15 protein-coding genes are annotated in these 19,507 nt (G+C 65.7%); 12 read left to right on the forward strand and 3 right to left on the reverse strand.

Going from position 1 to position 19,507, the window contains the following annotated elements; all coding sequences use genetic code 11:
• Positions 1 to 18: 18 nt before the first annotated feature.
• Positions 19 to 2,226, reverse strand: coding sequence for a 4-alpha-glucanotransferase (gene malQ / locus AYK61_RS00910; RefSeq protein WP_237669071.1), 2,208 nt, complete (start codon positions 2,224 to 2,226; stop codon positions 19 to 21).
• A 149-nt stretch (positions 2,227 to 2,375) separates the two neighbouring features.
• Here malQ and AYK61_RS00915 point away from each other — a divergent pair, with 149 nt between their 5' ends.
• The 12 genes from AYK61_RS00915 to proB all read left to right on the forward strand — a co-directional run bounded on the left by AYK61_RS00915 (position 2,376) and on the right by proB (position 18,164).
• Positions 2,376 to 2,807 (forward strand): ATP-binding protein, encoded by a 432-nt coding sequence (locus AYK61_RS00915; protein WP_121869466.1) that lies wholly within the window; start codon positions 2,376 to 2,378, stop codon positions 2,805 to 2,807.
• Positions 2,807 to 3,592 (forward strand): SigB/SigF/SigG family RNA polymerase sigma factor, encoded by a 786-nt coding sequence (locus AYK61_RS00920; protein WP_037193137.1) that lies wholly within the window; start codon positions 2,807 to 2,809, stop codon positions 3,590 to 3,592. Before AYK61_RS00915 ends, AYK61_RS00920 begins: the two co-directional genes overlap by 1 nt.
• A 19-nt stretch (positions 3,593 to 3,611) precedes the next feature.
• Entirely contained in the window at positions 3,612 to 5,603 is a 1,992-nt protein-coding gene (locus AYK61_RS00925; protein ID WP_121869467.1) for an alpha/beta fold hydrolase, read from the forward strand.
• A gap of 9 nt (positions 5,604 to 5,612) precedes the next feature.
• Positions 5,613 to 8,288 carry a valine--tRNA ligase gene (locus AYK61_RS00930; RefSeq protein WP_121869468.1) on the forward strand — a complete coding sequence of 892 codons (2,676 nt, stop codon included), beginning with the start codon at positions 5,613 to 5,615 and terminating at the stop codon, positions 8,286 to 8,288.
• Entirely contained in the window at positions 8,289 to 9,719 is a 1,431-nt protein-coding gene (locus AYK61_RS00935) for a folylpolyglutamate synthase/dihydrofolate synthase family protein (protein WP_121869469.1), read from the forward strand.
• A complete protein-coding gene (locus AYK61_RS00940) occupies positions 9,716 to 10,105 on the forward strand; it encodes a DUF4233 domain-containing protein (RefSeq protein WP_121869470.1) in 390 nt (129 codons plus the stop codon). The genes AYK61_RS00935 and AYK61_RS00940 overlap by 4 nt, the downstream gene beginning before the upstream one ends.
• A 70-nt stretch (positions 10,106 to 10,175) precedes the next feature.
• Complete coding sequence (gene ndk, locus AYK61_RS00945; protein ID WP_032394582.1) at positions 10,176 to 10,589, forward strand: nucleoside-diphosphate kinase; 414 nt, start codon at positions 10,176 to 10,178, stop codon at positions 10,587 to 10,589.
• 504 nt (positions 10,590 to 11,093) lie between these two features.
• Positions 11,094 to 14,525: a translation initiation factor IF-2 N-terminal domain-containing protein gene (locus AYK61_RS00950; protein WP_121872316.1), complete on the forward strand. Its 3,432-nt coding sequence runs from the start codon at positions 11,094 to 11,096 to the stop codon at positions 14,523 to 14,525.
• Between the two features lie 235 nt (positions 14,526 to 14,760).
• The gene (gene rplU, locus AYK61_RS00955) at positions 14,761 to 15,072 is read left to right on the forward strand and encodes a 50S ribosomal protein L21 (RefSeq protein ID WP_032394581.1); all 312 of its coding nucleotides are present in this window, start codon (positions 14,761 to 14,763) and stop codon (positions 15,070 to 15,072) included.
• Between the two features lie 59 nt (positions 15,073 to 15,131).
• The gene (gene rpmA, locus AYK61_RS00960) at positions 15,132 to 15,395 is read left to right on the forward strand and encodes a 50S ribosomal protein L27 (RefSeq protein WP_032379202.1); all 264 of its coding nucleotides are present in this window, start codon (positions 15,132 to 15,134) and stop codon (positions 15,393 to 15,395) included.
• Between the two features lie 175 nt (positions 15,396 to 15,570).
• Complete coding sequence (gene obgE / locus AYK61_RS00965; RefSeq protein ID WP_121869471.1) at positions 15,571 to 17,022, forward strand: GTPase ObgE; 1,452 nt, start codon at positions 15,571 to 15,573, stop codon at positions 17,020 to 17,022.
• A 2-nt stretch (positions 17,023 to 17,024) separates the two neighbouring features.
• Positions 17,025 to 18,164 carry a glutamate 5-kinase gene (proB, locus tag AYK61_RS00970; protein ID WP_183130119.1) on the forward strand — a complete coding sequence of 380 codons (1,140 nt, stop codon included), beginning with the start codon at positions 17,025 to 17,027 and terminating at the stop codon, positions 18,162 to 18,164.
• Here the strand turns inward: proB and AYK61_RS00975 are convergent.
• Entirely contained in the window at positions 18,137 to 19,003 is an 867-nt protein-coding gene (locus AYK61_RS00975) for a Sir2 family NAD-dependent protein deacetylase (protein WP_397484764.1), read from the reverse strand. The two genes, proB and AYK61_RS00975, sit on opposite strands and share 28 nt — an antisense overlap.
• Before the next feature lie 103 nt (positions 19,004 to 19,106).
• Positions 19,107 to 19,505, reverse strand: a complete 399-nt coding sequence (locus AYK61_RS00980) for an ectoine synthase (RefSeq protein ID WP_121869472.1) — start codon at positions 19,503 to 19,505, stop codon at positions 19,107 to 19,109.
• Positions 19,506 to 19,507: the final 2 nt, after the last annotated feature.

A 19,507-nucleotide genomic window follows, 5' to 3' on the forward strand; every position in this document is an offset into this window, starting at 1 on the left:
CGCGGTGACTTCGGTGACTCATTCTTCGATTGTGGACCCCGGCGTCGCCGGGCTGTCGACTCGGTCGGCCATTGCGCTCACCAACGAGACCATGCGTGGGTGATCGACGAGGTCGTCGACGAGCACTCGCTTGCCTTTCGCGTCGGCCAACGGGATCTTCCAGTTCTCGTACTGGGTTTCGTCGGTACCGGGCTGGTTCTGGATGCGATGTTCTCCGACGGCGTCCACGAGAGCGACACCGATCAGCAGTGACGGACTGCGCTGGACGAGGCGATGCAGAGCTTCCACCGTGTCGTGGTTGTCGGCGTCGGCGTCGAGCAATCCGCGCTCGCGCGCCATGTCGAGAACTGCCTCCCGTTTGCGCGCGTCGACCTCCTTCTCGGAGTCGATATCGCGTTCGAGCAGTCCGAGACGTGAGCGCAGGTCGATGTGTTCGCCGTCGAGGTATCCGGCCGTGGGCGGCAGATCGTGTGTGGTCACCGACGTCAGACACAGGCTGCGGTAGTTCTCCGGCGGGATCGGTCCGGATTCGTCGGCTTCGAACCACAGGATCGAGGTGCCGAAGATGCCGCGTTCGGTGAGGTACTCCTGCACCATCGGCTCGAAGACACCGAGATCCTCACCGACCACCACTGCGCCTGCGCGTTCGGCCTCGAGGGCCAGGATGCCGATCAGGGCCTCGTGGTCGTACTCGACATACGTTCCGCCGCCGGCATTCTCGGCCTCCTGCGGAATCCACCACAGGCGGAACAGTCCCAGGATGTGGTCGACGCGGATGCCGCCGGCATGACGCAGGATCGTGCGCAGCATGTCGCGGTACGGGACGTACGCCAGTTCGCGGAGTCGGTCGGGATCCCACGGGGGTTGGTTCCAGTTCTGGCCCTGCTGGTTGAAGTTGTCCGGCGGCGCGCCCACCGTGACTCCCGACGCCAACACGTCACCGAGCGCCCAGGCATCGGCTCCGCCGCGAGCCACGCCGACGGCGAGGTCGTGCATGATGCCGATGTCCATCCCTGCATCGAGTGCCGAACGTTGCGCGGCGGCCAACTGCTCGTCGCAGATCCACTGCAGCCACATGTGGAAGTCGATGCGCTCGGCGAGTTTGGTGCGTTGCTCGAGCACGAAGTCGGTGCGCGGGTGTGCTGCCCTGTCGGTCCACGCCGAGCTCTCGGGTCCGAACTTCTCCGCCAGGGCGCTCCACACCGCGAAATCGCGCAGCCCGGAACCCTCGCGTTCGACGAACGCCCGGAATGCGGACTCGCGGGCCGGGCTCCGTTCCACCTTGTGAACACGTTCCAGGGCACGCAGTTTCGCCGTGAAGGTCGAGTCTCGATTCAGCTTTCCGGTTCGCTTGTTGGCCTTGTCGAACCGCTTCGCTGCTTTCTGGACCTTGCCGAACTGTTCCGGCGACAGCAGCGCGGTTTCGCGAATGTTCTCCACTCGGATGTAGAGGGAATTGAAGAACCGGCGGGTGGTCGGCAGATAGGGCGACGCCTCGACCGGTGTGGTGGGTCGGTCGGCGTGCAGCGGATTGACGAGGAGGTAGTCGAACCCGTGCTCGCGGCCGGCGATGTCGGCCATGTCCTCGAGATCACCGAGATCACCGATTCCCCACGATCGTCTCGATCGCACCGAATACAACTGGGTTAGCAGACCCGTCCGTTGCCGGTCTGTCAGTTCTGCGTTGGGTGACAACGACTTCGGAGTGACCACGACGACCGTGTCCGATGTTCGGACCGTGTTGTCCTCGCTTATCGTCGTCGCGGTCAGGCTGTGCCAACCGAGCGGTGCACTGCCGGGAACGACGAACGTGGCGCGACCGATGAGGCGGCCGTCGACCACACGGGGATCGACCCAGACGTCGGCCTGGGTCACCTCGATGGTCTCGCCGTCCTCGGAGACCATCGAGACCTCGACCGGATTGCCGTGTGGCACATGCACCCACACCACGGCATCGGTGCCCTGGGTGGCGACCACCACCGGCGGAAGCAGGCGCCGCCACGGCGCGTTCTCGATGTCGGCCAGAGCTCGGTCGACGTCCTCGGTCGATTCGGTTGCGTAGCCGCGCGCGGCGAGCACCTGACGCAGGGTGTCGTCGCTCACGTCGCGAACGGTGTCGTCCCAGCCTCGGTACGAGGTCGATGTGCCGAGACGTCGGGCGAGAGAGCGAAGTGCCTGCGAGTAGTCCACATCGATGATCGTGCCAGTTCGCCGCGCCCGCGTCATGCCGGCCGGGCTGTCGTTCACCTGCCATCGGTCCGAATCGAACGATCGGAGGGGACAGTTGCTCGACTGCCAGGATTGAAACGCCGGGCGCTGGGTAGTCTGGCTCGGCGAACGGTAAAACGACTGCTCGGCGACGATGGGAAGTGCGGATGGCTGGGGTCAGCAAGATCGAAGAACTGGAGCGAGGTTCCGGTGCACCGGTCGAGCTGAGGGTACGTGCAGAGGCCGACCAGCTCCCGGTGGTTCGTGCCGTCGCCGAAACGCTCGCAGTGCTCAGTGACTTCACGCTCGACGACATCGCCGACGTGAAGCTGGTCGTGGACGAAGTGTGTTCGCAGCTGATCAAGGGCTCGGTGGCCGATGCAGAGCTCTCGTGCACGTTCGCCGTGAGCGACTCCGGAATCCGGATCGTCGTCACCTCCACGCTTGCACCGACGTCCGTGCCGAAGAAGGACAGCTTCGGCTGGCACGTGCTGCAGACGTTGACCGACACCATCGAACTGCGCGCCGACGACGCGGTCGAGGGCGAGGCGGGTCGCACGGTCGCGATCGACGTGGTCAAGCGGAGGAGCAAGGTCTAGTGCCTGTGCCGCACGAACGAAGCACACGGCGAGAGTCCGACGATTACAGCGACGTTGTCGCGCTGATCCAGCAGATGCAGGCGCTCGACGAGAATTCACCGCAGCGCCGAGTGCTGCGCGATCGCATAATCACCCGCTGCCTTCCTCTCGCAGAACACATCGCGCGCCGCTTCGGCGGTCGCGGCGAAGCACACGAGGACCTGCTGCAGGTCTCACGTCTCGGTTTGGTGAACGCAGTCGACAGATTCGACATCGAACGCGGCTCGGATTTCGTGTCGTTCGCCGTGCCCACGATCATGGGTGAGGCTCGCCGCTACTTCCGCGACGCGGGATGGTCGGTCCGGGTACCGCGGCGCATGAAGGAACTGAACTCGATGATCTCCCAGGCGGTGGGATCGTTGTCGCAGAAGCTCGGTCGAGCTCCGACCGCCAGCGAGATCGCCGCCGAACTCGGGATCGACGTCAAGGAAGCCTCGCAGGCGCTGCTTGCGCGCAGCGCGTATCAGACTGTCTCGGTCGACTCGGTGGTCAGCGAGGATCGTTTGCCGCTGATGGACACCCTCGGTGCCGACGATCCCGAACTCGAGAAGATGGAGAGCTATCTCGCGGTGCGCCCAGCACTCGAGAAGTTGCCCGAGCGGGAGCGTCGCATCGTCGTGCTCAGATTCTTCGGGTCGATGACTCAGACACAGATCGCGGAGAAGGTGGGGATTTCGCAGATGCACGTCTCGCGAATCCTGGCTCGTACTCTGGCTCAACTGCGCGAGGACCTCGGCGAGGATTGAGGGCGGCTAGGCTCGCTGGATGAGCATGTACGACGACGTCGACGAGAACATCGGAGTCCGTAGGGTCACGGGCCTGGCGGTATCGCACGATTTCTCGCGGGCGGTGATCGTGATTGCGGCACTGGATGATTCGCGGACCGAGTATCGAACTTCGTTGTGGGAGATCGGTGTCGACGGTGGTTCGCAGGCGCGCCGCCTCACCCACGGCGAGTGGGGTGAGAACGCTCCGGTGTTCACCCCGGCGGGCGATCTGTTGTTCTCCCGCCGATCGAGCAAGGACGATCCGGCCCGGCTGTGGATTCTGCCTGCCTCGGGCGGGGAGGCGCGAGTGCTCGAGACTCGGTCCGCCGGTCTGAGCGAGATCCGAACCGCCCGTTCCGGACATGGGCTCGTCGGGTTCTCGCCGGTGTTCGGATCGTCGAGCACCGATGAGGACGACGACGCTCTGCGCACCGAGCGCAAGGCGAACAAGGTGGATGCAATTCTCCACACCGGGGTTCCGGTGCGTTTCTGGGATCACGATCTCGGTCCTGCGACACCGCATCTGTTCGCCGGATCGACCGACGGCACGACGGGGTTGCGTGATCTGACCTCGGATGCGGCCGGAGGCCTGCAGGAGGCGGCGTTCGACATCAGTGCCGACGGTTCGTTCGTCGTGTCCACCTGGGCCGTCCCCGGCGCTCTGGCTACCGTGCGGACGGTGCTGGTGCGCATCGACACCGCGACGGGGGAGCTCACCACGATCGGCGACGACGTCGATGCCGACCTGGGCGCGCCGGCGATCTCGCCCGACGGCGCGTCCGTGGTGTTCGTGCGTGAATCGCTCACCACTCCCGAGGATGCGCCTCGAATGACGCTGCAGCGCTACGATTTCGGGACTTCTTCCGTCGTCGACGTTGCGCCGGGTTGGGATCGGTGGCCGATCGATCCGGTGTGGCTGCCGGACGGATCGGGGGTGCTGGTGACCGCGGACGACGACGGCCGGTCCCCGATCTTCGTGCTCCGCGAGGGCGCGGAGCCGCGTCGGCTGACGAACACGAACGACGCGTACACCCATGTTCACGTGTCCTCGGACGGAACCAGGGTGCTGGCACTCGCCGCGTCCTATCTGGCTGCCCCGCATCCGGTGTCGATCGACCTGTCCGACGGCACCGTTGTCGACCTCGACACCTCCATCGACCGCTGTCCGTTGCCCGGAACTCTCACCGAGATCGACACCGTCGTCGACGACGGTGCCCGGGTGCGCGGTTGGCTGGCACTGCCCGAGGGGGCTTCGGACGCGGCACCCGCACCGCTGCTGCTGTGGGTGCACGGCGGGCCGCTGAGCTCGTGGAACACGTGGTCGTGGCGGTGGAATCCATGGCTGATGGTCGCTCGCGGGTACGCGGTGCTGCTGCCGGATCCGGCTCTGTCCACCGGATACGGCCAGGAGTTCGTGCAGCGAGGGTGGGGAGCGTGGGGCAAAGCCCCGTTCACCGACCTGATGGCGTTGACCGACGTCGCGGCTGCGCTACCCGACATCGACGACACCCGCACCGCGGCGATGGGCGGATCCTTCGGCGGCTACATGGCCAACTGGATCGCCGGGCACACCGACCGGTTCGACGCGATCGTCACCCACGCGAGCCTGTGGGCGCTCGATCAATTCGGACCGACCACCGATGCGCCGTACTACTGGGCGCGCGAGATGTCCCCGGAGATGGCGGTGGAGAACTCCCCACACCTGTTCGTCGCGGACATCGCCACGCCGATGCTGGTCATCCACGGCGACAAGGACTATCGAGTGCCGATCGGCGAGGGCCTACGGCTGTGGTACGAACTGCTCAGCGAATCCGGCCTGCCCGCCGACGACGAGGGCAACACCGACCATCGTTTCCTCTACTTCCCGGCCGAGAACCACTGGATTCTGAGTCCCCAGCACGCCAAGGTCTGGTACGAGGTGGTGCTGGCATTCCTGGCGCAGCACGTGCTGGGCGAGAGGGTGTCGATGCCCCGAATCCTCGGCCACTAGAATCGACCGGTGACCAGTTCAGCGCCAGAGCACTCAGAGAACCCCGCCGATTCGATCGACCTGCCCAAGAGCTGGGATCCCAGTGCGGTCGAGGCAGAGCTGTACCGGTCCTGGGTCGACGCCGGGTACTTCGAAGCCGACGCCACCAGCGGCAAACCGCCCTACTCCATAGTGCTGCCCCCGCCCAACGTCACGGGCAGCCTGCACATGGGCCACGCTCTCGACCACACGTTGATGGATGCGCTGAGCCGTCGTAAGCGGATGCTCGGGTACGAGGTGCTGTGGTTGCCGGGCATGGACCACGCGGGTATCGCCACCCAGACCGTCGTGGAAAAGCAGCTCGCTGCCGACGGAAAGACCAAGGAAGAGTTCGGCCGCGAGCTGTTCATCGACAAGGTCTGGGACTGGAAGCGTGAATCGGGCGGAACCATCGGTGGGCAGATGCGACGCATCGGCGACGGTGTCGACTGGAGCCGAGAGCGATTCACCATGGACGGCGGCCTGTCCGAGGCCGTGCAGACAATGTTCAAGCGAATGTTCGACGACGGTTTGATCTACCGCGCCGAGCGACTGGTGAACTGGTCACCGGTACTGCAGACCGCCATCTCCGACATCGAGGTCAAGTTCGAGGACGTCGAGGGCGAACTCGTGTCGCTGCGATACGGCTCGCTCGACGATTCCGAGCCACACGTCATCGTTGCGACCACCCGAGTCGAAACGATGCTCGGTGACACCGCGGTTGCCGTTCACCCCGACGACGAGCGGTACAAGGCTCTCGTCGGCACCACCCTCGAGCACCCGTTCACCGGACGGCAGATCCCGATCATCGCCGACGACTACGTCGACCCCGAATTCGGCACCGGCGCAGTGAAGATCACCCCGGCTCACGACCCCAACGACTTCGAGATGGGCGTGCGGCACTCGTTGCCGATGCCCTCCATCATGGACAAAGCGGGCCGGATCGCCGATACCGGAACGCAATTCGACGGCATGGACCGTTTCGAGGCGCGCGTGAAGGTTCGTGAAGCACTGGCCGAGCAGGGCCGCGTCGTCGCCGAGAAGCGCCCCTACCTGCACAGTGTCGGCCACTCCGAGCGCAGCGGTGAGCCGATCGAGCCGCGCCTGTCGCTGCAGTGGTGGGTCAAGGTCGACACCCTGGCGAAGGCGGCCGGTGACGCAGTGCGTAACGGCGATACCGTCATTCACCCCAAGAGCCAGGAACCGCGATGGTTCGCCTGGGTCGACAACATGCACGACTGGTGCATCTCGCGTCAGCTCTGGTGGGGTCATCGGATTCCGATCTGGTACGGACCCGACGGCGAGACCGTCTGCCTCGGACCGGGGGAGACGCCGCCCGAGGGCTGGGAGCAGGATCCCGACGTCCTCGACACCTGGTTCTCGTCCGGGCTGTGGCCCTTCTCGACGATGGGGTGGCCCGACGCCACAGCCGATCTCGAGAAGTTCTATCCCACCGGTGTTCTCGTCACCGGATACGACATCCTGTTCTTCTGGGTCGCCCGCATGATGATGTTCGGCACCTACGTGGGAGCGGACGACGCGATCACCGCAGGCAAGCAGGGGCCGCAGGTTCCGTTCCGAGATGTGTTTCTGCACGGCCTGATTCGGGACCAGTTCGGCAAGAAGATGTCCAAGTCGCGCGGCAACGGAATCGATCCTCTCGATTGGGTCGATCGTTTCGGTGCCGACGCACTGCGCTTCACGCTCGCGCGCGGCGCGAACCCCGGTGCAGACATGTCCGTCGGCGAAGACCATGCCCAGTCGTCGCGCAACTTCGCCAACAAGTTGTTCAACGCCACCAAGTTCGCTCTGATGAACGGCGCGGCACCGGCAGAGCTGCCTCGGCGCGGCGAGCTGACCGACGCCGACCGATGGATCCTCGATCGGCTCGAACAGGTTCGGGCAGAGGTCGATTCGGCGTTCGATCGGTACGAGTTCAGCAAGGCCTGCGAGGCGCTCTATCACTTCGCCTGGGACGAGGTCTGCGACTGGTACCTCGAGATCGCCAAGGTGCAGTTCGCCGACGACGCCATCGCCGCCACCACGCGCGGAGTTCTCGGTAACGTCCTCGACGCTCTGCTGCGCCTGCTGCATCCGGTGATTCCGTTCGTCACCGAAGCGCTGTGGAAGGTGCTCACCGGCGGCGAGTCGCTGGTGATCGCGGCGTGGCCCGCTGCCACCACCGAGTCGCTGGATCCTGTTGCGGCACAACGTATCGAGGACATGCAGCGACTCATCACCGAAGTTCGCCGGTTCCGCAGCGATCAAGGACTCAAGCCGTCCCAGAAGGTAGCGGCCCGCATCGTCGGAGTCTCCGAATCCGATCTGGACGGGCAGATTTCGGCGGTCACCGCGCTTGCTCGACTGACCGAGCCCGGCGAGGACTTCGCCGCCACGGCCTCGGTGGAGGTGCGCCTGAGCAAGGCCACCGTGGTCGTCGAACTCGACACCTCGGGCACGGTAGACCTCGTCGCCGAGCGGGCCCGACTGGTGAAGGATCTCGCCGCTGCGGAGAAGGAACTCGCGCAGACCACCGGCAAGCTCGGCAACGAGGCGTTTCTCGCAAAGGCGCCGGATGCGGTGGTGGACAAGATCAGAACACGCCAGACGATCGCGGGCGAAGAGATCGCACGCATCTCGGCGCGGCTCGAATCGATGGGAACCTAAGTGACCGAACCCGACGCCGCCCTGCCAGTACCTCCGCCGAGCCCGGTCGATCTCGCCGAGCTCGCCCTCGTGGAGGCCGAGCTCGACAAGCGTTGGCCGGAAACGAAGATCGAGCCGTCGACGGCCCGGATCTCGGCGCTGATGGACCTGCTCGGGTCGCCGCAGAAGGCGTATCCGTCGATTCACGTCGCCGGCACCAACGGCAAGACCTCGGTGACCCGCATGATCGATGCGCTCCTCACCGCATTTCACCGGCGGACGGGCCGCACCACCAGCCCGCACCTGCAGATGGCGACCGAGCGGATCAGCATCGACGGACGGCCCATCTCGCCGCGGCTCTACGTCGACACCTACAACGAGATCGCTCCGTTCGTGGACATGATCGACGCGCAGTCCGAGGCTGCGGGCGGACCCCGAATGAGCAAGTTCGAGGTGGTCACGGCCATGGCGTTCGCTGCCTTCGCCGAGGCCCCGGTCGAGGTTGCAGTCGTCGAGGTCGGACTCGGTGGGCGTTGGGACGCCACCAACGTCGTCGACGGCGAGGTTGCCGTCATCACCCCGATCGGCCTCGATCACGTCGAGTTCCTCGGTGACGATCTCGCCGGGATCGCAGGGGAGAAGGCGGGAATCATCAAGAAGACACCGGAATCGCTCGTCCCGCGCGACACCGTCGCGATTCTGGCGAAGCAGCAACCCGAGGTCTCCGAGGTCCTGCTGCGGGCAGCAGTGCAGGCGGACGCTGCGGTGGCGCGGGCCGGATCGGAGTTCACCGTGCTCGGCAGGCAGATCGCCGTGGGCGGCCAGCAACTGGAACTGCAGGGACTCGGCGGGGTGTACACCGACGTCTTCCTGCCGTTGCACGGCGAACATCAGGCACACAATGCCTCGCTCGCGCTGGCGGCGGTCGAGGCGTTCTTCGGTGCCGGTCCGGATCGCCAACTCGATCAGGACACCGTGCGCGGCGCGTTCGCAACGATCGTCAATCCGGGTCGGCTCGAGCGGGTGCGCAACGCCCCGACCGTGTTCCTCGACGCCGCGCACAACCCGCACGGGGCAGCAGCGCTCGCCGCCGCCCTCACCGACGAATTCGATTTCCGCAAACTCGTCGGCGTCGTCAGCGTGATGGCGGACAAGGACGTCGGAGCAATTCTCGACGCACTGGAACCGGTGTTCGACGACATCGTCGTCACCCACAACGGGTCGGCGCGGGCGATGGACGTGGACGCGTTGGCCGACATCGCGGTGGCCAAGTTCGGTGACGAACGCGTCGTGGTGGCGTCGACACTGCCCGATGCCCTGGAGACTGCGATCGGGTTGGCCGAGGAAGTCGCCGAGCCGGGGGAGGCCGTGTCCGGTGCCGGAGTCGTGGTGACCGGATCCGTGGTGACCGTCGGTGCAGCTCGCACTCTGTTCGGAAAGGACCCCGCGTGAGCGAGACAGAGTTCAGACCACCGTTGAACGACCCGTGGAAGGGGTTCCGCGGTGTCTGTGCAGGAACGTTGGTGCTCGAAGCCATCGTGGTTCTGCTCTCGCTGCCCGTGGTCGCCGTCGTGGGCGGTGGGGCAACGTGGTTTTCCAGCATCTACATCGTTCTGCTCGCGGTCGCGATGATCGCAGGCGCCGGCAAGCAGGGTAAGTCCTGGGCGATGAAGTTCAATCTCATTCTGCAGGTGTTCGTTCTGCTCGGAACGGTGTTCCATCTGTCCATCGGCATCGTCGGCCTGATCTTCATTGCGGTCTGGCTGTATCTGCTGTACCTGCGCCGTGACATCACCGAGCGGATCAGACGAGGAATGTTGCCCGGGCAGCGTGACTGACAGCGCAAACCCGTCGGTTTCGGCGATGCGGCGCGCGCCGCATCGCCGTGTTCCACTACTGTCGTCTTTCGTGACCGACCGCACCCTTGTACTGATCAAGCCCGACGGAGTTGCCCGGCGCTACGTAGGAGAGATCCTCGGCCGCGTGGAGAAGAAGGGTCTGAGCATCGTCGCACTCGAGCTCAAGACCGTCTCCCGCGAATTGGCCTCGGCTCACTACGCGGAGCACGAGAGCAAGCCGTTCTTCCCCGAACTCCTCGAGTTCATCACGTCCGGACCGGTAGTGGCCGCAGTTCTCGAAGGCCCCCGCGCCATCGCTGCCTTCCGCCAGATCGCAGGCGGCACCGACCCCGTGGCCAAGGCGGTTCCCGGCACCATCCGCGGTGACCTCGCCCTCGACGGTCAGCAGAACCTGGTTCACGGATCGGATTCCGTGGAATCGGCCGAGCGCGAGATCGCACTCTGGTTCCCCGGCCTCGCCTGACCGTTCCGCCTTCGACAGAAAAAGCAACGTTCGCGTAGCCACGTCGCAACCGCTCGGGACCCGATCGGTGCGGCGTGGCGAGTACGCATCACAGCGTGTGGGATACTCGACAACAGATCGACTCCACTGCACCAGTACGTACAGGTTTCACGCTCCACCCGAAGCCCAGGCTTCACGGAAGTTCGCTAGACCGGTGTGATGGATTCGATCGGATGACTTGTCGTCTATCCGCTGCCCGTCATCGCAGATGCTCGAACGAGAGACAGGCTCGTTCGCGTTCTTGCTTGATGATCAGGCGCTCGGATCGCCGGTACACCACCATCCAGCCAGGCACTGCACACGCTGTCGTCGACCACCGAGAACTACGAAGTGGTCATCGGCTCGGGTGCGGAGCGAGACCGAACAGCTGACGTCCAACCCGACGTGAGTACACAAGGATTGCCCTCGCGTGGCCGCGTCACACCCGAAGTCGGATGGACGCGCCCGGGGGCCCGAGGAGACTACGTGGCCGATCAAAGCCCGCCCGAAGATGTACAGAACGAAAACGCAGGACGTACGGAGCCCCCCGGCCCGGTGTCGTCTGTGGAAACCGACGCGGTGTCGTCAGCGCAACCCGACACCATCGAGCTGCCGACCAGGCTGCGCGTTCACGCATTGGCCAAGATCCTGGGCGTCACCAGCAAGCAGCTGCTCGTCACCCTCGGTGAGCTCGGCATCGAAGCGCGCAGTGCTCAGTCGAGCCTGAGCCGTGACGTTGCGGAGTCCGTTCGCGATTCGGTCAACGCCCCCGCAGCGCCGACAACCGATTCCTCGACTGCCGAGCCGACTCCGGTGCCTGCCCCCGAAGAGCCCGCAGGCGAGGTTCCGTGGTCCGAGCCGCAGCTGTTCACCAGTGCACCTGCACCGGAGCCGAAGGTTGCCGAGCCCGCGGCAACGACCGACCAGCCCACTGCGACGACCTTCGCCACCCCTCTGTTTCTGCAGCCCGCCGCCGTCGATGCGCCGGCGACGGAATCGACGGAGTCACCGGCCGAGCCCCCGGCTCGGCGTCGCCGCAGCCGCAAGGCCGCGCTCAAGGACGACGTGGCGAACACCGAGAGCAGCGCTGACACCGACAGTGGTGAGTCCGCAGTGACGCCGGAGACCGGTGCACCCGAGATCCCTGCCGTCTCGACCGACCGGTCCTCGTCTTCCGAGGCCGACGAGCCGGCCAACGCCGAGAGCTCGACCGACGGTGACGGCGACGACGATCAGTCTCAGCCTCGACGCCGTCGGCGCGGCCGTCGTGGTCGCGGACGTGGTCGCGGTGAGCAGTCCTCGGACGAGTCGACCGACGAGAACTCGGACGACGATTCCGACGGCGACACCGAGACCGCCGATTCGACCGACGCGGAGTCGACCGACGCCGACTCGGACGAGTCCTCGGCAAGCGACGGGCAGCAGTCGAACTCGGGACGACGCTCGCGTCGATCACGCACTCGCAGTCGTACCTCGGACCGGCAGAACTCCGATGCAACCGACTCATCCGACGACACGCGCACCGCAGACTCCTCGGCCGAGGACGGCGACGACGAGTCCGATTCGGGTGCTCAGGACAACTACGACGACTCCGACAACGGCGGTTCGGACGGGGACGGCTCCAGCAGCCGCCGTCGTCGTCGCCGTCGCAGGCGCAAGACCGGAGCGGAGGCCGCGGCCGAGGGCGCGTCGTCCGAGGACGATCCGCCCAACACGGTCGTGCACGAGCGTGAGCCGCGCAACAAGAGTCGGGCACCGCGGGACGAGGTCCAGGGAATCACGGGCTCGACGCGTCTCGAGGCCAAGCGTCAGCGCCGCCGCGACGGGCGCGATGCCGGCCGTCGTCGTCCGCCGATCCTCACCGAGTCCGAGTTCCTGGCGCGCCGCGAATCGGTCGACCGTGTCATGGTCGTGCGCGAGAAGGCGACACCGGATCACCCGCTGACCACACAGGTTGCCGTGCTCGAAGACGGTGTGCTCGTCGAGCACTTCGTCACCAGCAGTGCCACCGCGTCGATGGTCGGCAACGTCTACCTGGGCCGCGTACAGAACGTGCTGCCCAGCATGGAAGCAGCCTTCATCGACATCGGCCGTGGCCGCAACGGTGTGCTGTACGCAGGCGAGGTCAATTGGGACGCTGCGGGACTGGGCGGAAACTCACGGAAGATCGAGCAGGCTCTCAAGCCGGGCGATCAGGTTCTCGTCCAGGTCAGCAAGGATCCCGTCGGACACAAGGGTGCCCGCCTGACGACGCAGCTGTCGCTCGCGGGTCGCTTCCTCGTCTACGTGCCCGGCGGCAGTTCCACCGGCATCAGCCGCAAGCTGCCCGATACCGAGCGCAAGCGGCTCAAGGAAATCCTCCGCGACATCGTGCCGCCCGAGGCGGGCGTCATCATCCGCACCGCAGCGGAGGGCGTCAGCGAAGAAGAGCTCGCACGGGACGTGACTCGACTGCAGGCGCAGTGGGCCAGCATCGAAGAGCGCTCGGCCAACGCCGAAACCGGCAAGGGCGTGCAACCGCAGACGCTGTACGAAGAGCCCGACATGCTCGTCAAGGTCATCCGTGACCTGTTCAACGAGGACTTCTCCAAGCTGGTCATCGAGGGCGACAAGGCGTGGACGACGACGTCCAACTACGTCGAGACCGTGGCCCCGGACATGATGGAGCGGCTGCACCGATACGAGGCCGATGGCAGTTCTGTCGACGTCTTCGCCGCGCACCGCATCGACGAGCAGCTGGCCAAGGCCCTCGATCGCAAGGTCTGGCTGCCTTCCGGCGGCACCCTGGTGATCGATCGCACCGAGGCGATGACCGTTGTCGACGTCAACACCGGCAAGTTCACCGGTTCGGGTGGCAACCTCGAAGAGACGGTCACCCGCAACAACATCGAGGCGGCCGAGGAAGTCGTTCGCCAGATGCGTCTGCGTGACATCGGCGGCATGATCGTCGTCGACTTCATCGACATGGTGCTCGAGTCCAATCGCGATCTCGTACTGCGGCGCCTGACCGAGTCTCTCGGACGCGACCGGACTCGCCATCAGGTTTCCGAGGTGACCTCGCTCGGGCTGGTGCAGATGACCCGCAAGAAGCTCGGTACGGGGCTCGTCGAGGCGTTCTCCACCACGTGCGAGCACTGCCAGGGTCGCGGCATCGTCGTGCACCCGTTCCCCATCGACGCCAAGCCGGACAACGACGGCGGTCGGTCGAACTCGTCGCGGTCCGAATCCGGCAACTCGGGAACGAGCAGCAGGCGTCGACGTGGCAAGGACAACAAGGCCGACGGCAACGATCGCTCGGATGGCAACGACCGGGCCTCCTCGAACGCGCAGGCAGACGGTCACGATCACCCCGTGGTCGATCCGTCGATCAAGCGGGCGCATCCGGTGGCACTGGCCATGGCGGCGCATCACGACGACGTGGTGGCCGACGTCAGCCCCGCCGATGTCGAGCCACAGGCACCGGCCGAAGCTCCCGGCGGCGACGCAGTGGTGACCGTGGTCTCCGCCGACGACGTGGACGTCGCGGCCGCTACGGTGGCCGACGCCGAGACCGACGTCACGGCAGCCGACTCGGCCACCGAGACTTCGGCCACCGAGGCTCCGGCCGACGAGCCTGCTGCCGAGCCGTCCGTTCCGGTGGCACCTAAGGCTCGACGCGGACGGCGGGTGGCCCGCAAGGCTGCCGCGCCGACCGGCACAGCGCCCGACGCGGGCATGGTCATCGTCGTACCCGCGACGGACGACTCGGTGGACGCCACGTCCTCCGACCAGGCCGGGACGGCACCCGACGAGGCGTCGACACCGCTCACCGCGGCGGCCGAGCAGCCCGTGGAGCCGGTCGAGGTGCCTGCGGCACGTCCTCGCAGACGGCGCGCGGCAGCGCGGCCTGCAGGTCCTCCGGTGGACATCGATGCCTAGTGGGACAGGGCAGTTTGACCCTGGCCGTCTCCCTGCCGTAACCTTGATAAGTCGCTCCCGGTGACACCGTTCTGCTGTGCCGTAGTGGCCCTGTAGGAAACAACGGTTCTCGAGCGGGCCGAGATGATCATCATCCCGGCCGGCCGATAGGGAGCAAGCAAACACGTTTTACCAGACCAGTCGTGTTGCCATGCGCAACGCGAGCAAGTTCGAAGAAGCAAGGGGTAGCCCTCCGATGGCAACGTACGCGATCGTCAAGACCGGCGGAAAGCAGTACAAGGTCGCTGTTGGTGACCTCGTCAAGGTCGAGAAGATCGAGGGAGCGCCCGGCACTGCTGTCTCGCTTGCTCCGGTCCTCGTCGTAGACGGATCCGACCTGACCACAGATGCAGACAAGCTGGCGAAGATCTCGGTCGCCGGTGAGATCGTCGAGCACACCAAGGGCCCGAAGATCCGCATCCACAAGTTCAAGAACAAGACCGGATACCACAAGCGTCAGGGACATAGGCAGAAGCTCACTGTCCTCAAGGTCACCGGCATCAAGTAACCAGGTCTCTCCGGACCCGCGTTCTCCCAAGCTGATTCACCCCGAGGAGGGTATGCAACATGGCACATAAGAAGGGTGCATCAAGCTCCCGTAACGGTCGCGACTCGAACGCTCAGCGCCTCGGCGTCAAGCGTTTCGGCGGCCAGACCGTAGGCGCAGGCGAGATCCTGGTTCGTCAGCGCGGCACGCACTTCCACCCCGGCGTCAACGTCGGCCGTGGCGGCGACGACACCCTGTTCGCACTCGCCCCGGGCGCAGTCGAATTCGGTGCCAAGCGCGGTCGCAAGACCGTGAACATCGTTCCGGTCGCTGTAGAGGCCTAGTCCTTCTGCAGCGCTGGCGCTCACAATGGCCGACGCGACCGGGCAACTGCTCGAGTCGACCATCCACGGCGTACGTTCACAGCTCCCGATAGGGGCGGACCAGGGTCATGAGACCGGTCCGCCCCTATCGCTTTTTTCTCCCGATTTTTCTTTCACGAAAGGATCGAAGACAGCTATGTCACGATTCATCGACCGCGTGGTGCTGCACGTCAGCGCCGGCAAAGGTGGCAACGGCTGCTCTTCGGTTCACCGCGAAAAGTTCAAGCCTCTCGGTGGCCCCGACGGTGGTAACGGAGGACAGGGCGGCGGAGTCGTCTTCGTCGTCGACAGCAACGTGCACACCTTGCTCGACTTCCACTTCTCCAGCCATGCCAAGGCAGGCAACGGAACTCAGGGCATGGGTGGCAACCGCGAAGGTGCCAACGGCGAGGACCTGATTCTCAAGGTTCCCGACGGCACCGTCGTGCTCGACAAGAAGGGCAACGTGCTCGCCGACATGATCGGCGAGGGAACACGTTTCGACGCCGCTCCGGGCGGCCGCGGTGGTCTCGGCAACGCAGCTCTCGCATCGAAGGCTCGGCGGGCACCCGGATTCGCACTGCTCGGCGAAGAGGGCATCGAACGCGAACTCGTCCTCGAACTGAAGTCCGTCGCCGATGTGGGCCTCGTCGGATTTCCGTCGGCCGGTAAGTCGTCGCTGGTCTCGGTGCTGTCCGCAGCGAAGCCGAAGATCGCCGATTACCCCTTCACCACACTGGTGCCCAACCTCGGAGTGGTCTCCAGCGGCGACACCACCTTCACCGTCGCCGACGTTCCCGGGTTGATCCCCGGAGCGAGCCAGGGCCGAGGTCTCGGGCTCGACTTCCTGCGTCACCTCGAACGCTGTGCCGTTCTCGCACACGTCGTCGACTGCGCCACACTGGATCCCGGCCGCGATCCGATCTCCGACGTCGATGCCCTCGAAGCCGAATTGGCTGCGTACAAGCCGGCCTTGTCCGGAGATGCCAGCCTCGGCGATCTGGCCGATCGGCCCCGCATCGTGGTGTTGAACAAGGCCGACATTCCGGAGGGAGCCGAGCTCGCCGAGATGGTCACCGCCGAGTTCGAGTCCCGTGGCTGGCCCGTGTACACCATCTCCGCGGTGACGCGTGCCGGACTCAAGCCGCTGACGTTCGCGTTGGCGAAGCTCGTCGAGGAGTACCGCACCGCGCATCCGGCTCCCGAGCCGCGGCGTCAGGTGCTGCGCCCGGTCGCGCGGAACGACGACAGCTTCAAGGTCGTCAAGGATCCGGATATCCCGGACGGCTTCATCGTTCGCGGTACCCGACCGGAGCGGTGGGTGCGCCAGACGCAGTTCACCAACGACGAGGCCGTCGGCTACCTCGCCGACCGTCTCGCGCGGCTCGGTGTCGAGGACGCTCTCATCAAGGCCGGCGCTCAGCCCGGTGCTTCGGTCACCATCGGCGACGTGTCGTTCGATTGGGAGCCGCAGACTCCGGCCGGTGTCGAGATCACGATGACAGGCCGTGGCACCGATGCCCGTCTCGATCAGGTCGAGCGCATCGGCGCATCCGAACGCAAGCATGCCCGCCAGGTACGACGCGGGCTCGATTCCGAACAGGAGTAGACGTGGTGTCGGTGCGTGAATCCGATTCGCCCGCAGAGGCTCTCACCGATACCCGTCGCACGATCGCCGATGCCAAGCGCATCGTGGTCAAGATCGGTTCGTCGGCGCTCACCAGCCTCGACGCGGGTCTGGATCTGAGTCGACTCGATCTGCTCGCCGACGCCATCGAATCTCGGATGCGCAGCGGCACCGACGTGGTGGTCGTGTCCTCCGGTGCGATCGGCGCAGGGATGGCACCGCTGGGCCTGACCAAGCGTCCACGAGACCTGGCGACGAAACAGGCTGCCGCGAGCGTCGGTCAGCTCGCTCTGGTCAATGCGTGGAGCTCGTCGTTCCACCGGTACGGGCGCACGGTCGGACAGGTTCTGCTCACAGCCGAGGACATCGCGCGGCGAACCAACCACCGCAATGCTCAGCGCACCCTGGATCGGCTGCGCTCGCTCGGTGCCGTCGCCATCGTCAACGAGAACGACACGGTCGCCACCGCGGAGATCCGGTTCGGCGACAACGATCGTCTGGCTGCTCTGGTCGCCCACCTCGTCGGAGCGGACGCACTGTTCCTGCTCTCGGACGTGGACGGGTTGTACGACGGTGATCCCCGCAAGGGCAAGGCGACACTGATCCCGGAGGTGACCAGCCCCGAGGATCTCGACGGCGTCGTCGCCGGTTCGGGGGGAGCGCTCGGCACCGGCGGAATGGCGTCCAAGCTGTCCGCTGCGCGTCTCGCGGCCGATGCCGGTGTTCCGGTGTTGCTGGCTGCGGCATCCGATGCCGCACACGCACTGACGACCTCCGAGGTGGGCACTGCCTTCGCCGCGCGCCCGACGCGATTGTCGGCGCGCAAGTTCTGGGTTCGTCACGCTGCCGACGCCGCGGGAGAACTGCACCTCGACGCGGGGGCGGTTCGTGCGGTGGTGGAGCGGCGACGGTCGTTGTTGTCCGCCGGTATCACGTCGGTGACGGGATCGTTCCACGGCGGCGACGTGGTCTCGTTGGTCGACCACGTCGGCGTACTGGTGGCTCGCGGGGTCGTCGCGTACGACTCGGGGGAGCTGGTCGGGATGCTCGGACGGTCGACAGGCGAGTTGGCCGCGGAGCTACAGCGGCCGGTGGTTCATGCCGACGATCTGGTTCCTGCCTGATCGACGTCGTCGGCCAGCGCGGTCGCCACCTCCGAGCAGCCGGCATGCATTGTCAGAGATGCGAATTCGTCGCCGCGGGTGGTACCGCGGTTGACGATGACGATGGGCTTCCCAGTCTTGGACGCGTGCCTGACGAACCGCAAGCCCGACATCACGGTCAGCGAGGACCCGAGCACCAGCAGTGCGTCGCTTCGGTCGACGAGATCGTATGCCTCGGCGACGCGCGGTTTGGGGACGCTCTCACCGAAGTAGACGATGTCGGGTTTGAGTATCCCCGAACATGATTCGCAGTCGACCATGCTGAAGTGCGCGGTCGAGGAAATGATCGCGTCGGCGTCGGGGGCGATCTCGACGCCCTCCGCGGGTGCGACCGACTCGAGGAAGCCGGGATTTGCTCGATCGAGCCGTCGACCCAGCTCGAAACGCGAGATCAATCGCTCGCAGTTCAGGCAGCGGACTCGGGCGTATACGCCGTGCAGGTCGATGACGTTCCGGCTGCCCGCCTTGGTGTGCAGCATGTCGACGTTCTGGGTGATGATGCCGGTGACGACGCCTGCCCGTTCGAGTCGGGCGAGTGCTCGGTGGCCGTCGTTGGGCACCGCTGCGTCCATGTGTCGCCACCCGACGTGGTTGCGTGCCCAGTAGTGCCGACGAAATTCGGCGTCGCCGATGAACTGTTGGAACGTCATCGGGTTGCGCGGCGGTGACTGCGGACCGCGGTAATCGGGAATCCCCGAGTCGGTGGACATGCCTGCGCCGCTGACGACGGTGACCGTCCTGCCGTCGAGCAGAGAAGTCAGCTGCTCGTACAGTGCCGCGGACACAGGGGATGCATTCACTTCGTCCAGGATAGCGATCCGTTGCTCGATGAGCACTGTACCGACGCCTACGGCCCGCACCGACGCGGAAGCGTCGGTGCGGGCCGTAGGCGATGTGCTGGTATTACGCGGGTACCTCGACAAGGGGGTACACGCCGTTCTCGTCGTGTGTCTCGTTGCCGACGACGGGAGGGTTGAACACGCACAGCATGCGCATTTGGGTGCGCGGCTCGACGGTGTGGCGCTCGTGCCCGTTGAGCAGGTACATCGATCCCGCACCGAGCTCGTAGGTCTCTCCGGTTTCGCGGTCGGTGAGCGTTCCCTCGCCTTCGATGAGCCAGACGGCCTCGACGTGGTTGGCGTAGTGGAAGTTGTTCACCGTGCCGGCCTGAATCGTCGTCTCGTGGAACGAGAACCCGACCTTGTCGCCGCCGAGAATGATCCTCTTGCTGCGCCAGTTGCCGTCTTCGCTCTCGATGTCGCGATCGGTACCGGTGATCTCCTGTGTGGTGCGAACGATCATGC

It is taken from the genome of Rhodococcus sp. SBT000017 (genome assembly GCF_003688915.1).
Taxonomy (GTDB): domain Bacteria; phylum Actinomycetota; class Actinomycetes; order Mycobacteriales; family Mycobacteriaceae; genus Rhodococcoides.

Bases quoted from the DNA above. Each gene is read 5' to 3' on its own strand.
- malQ (WP_237669071.1), bottom strand. From the start codon at position 2,226: ATGACGCGGGCGCGGCGAACTGGCACGATCATCGATGTGGACTACTCG.
- AYK61_RS00915 (WP_121869466.1), top strand. From the start codon at position 2,376: ATGGCTGGGGTCAGCAAGATCGAAGAACTGGAGCGAGGTTCCGGTGCA.
- AYK61_RS00925 (WP_121869467.1), top strand. From the start codon at position 3,612: ATGAGCATGTACGACGACGTCGACGAGAACATCGGAGTCCGTAGGGTC.
- rplU (WP_032394581.1), top strand. From the start codon at position 14,761: ATGGCAACGTACGCGATCGTCAAGACCGGCGGAAAGCAGTACAAGGTC.
- rpmA (WP_032379202.1), top strand. From the start codon at position 15,132: ATGGCACATAAGAAGGGTGCATCAAGCTCCCGTAACGGTCGCGACTCG.
- obgE (WP_121869471.1), top strand. From the start codon at position 15,571: ATGTCACGATTCATCGACCGCGTGGTGCTGCACGTCAGCGCCGGCAAA.
- AYK61_RS00980 (WP_121869472.1), bottom strand. From the start codon at position 19,505: ATGATCGTTCGCACCACACAGGAGATCACCGGTACCGATCGCGACATC.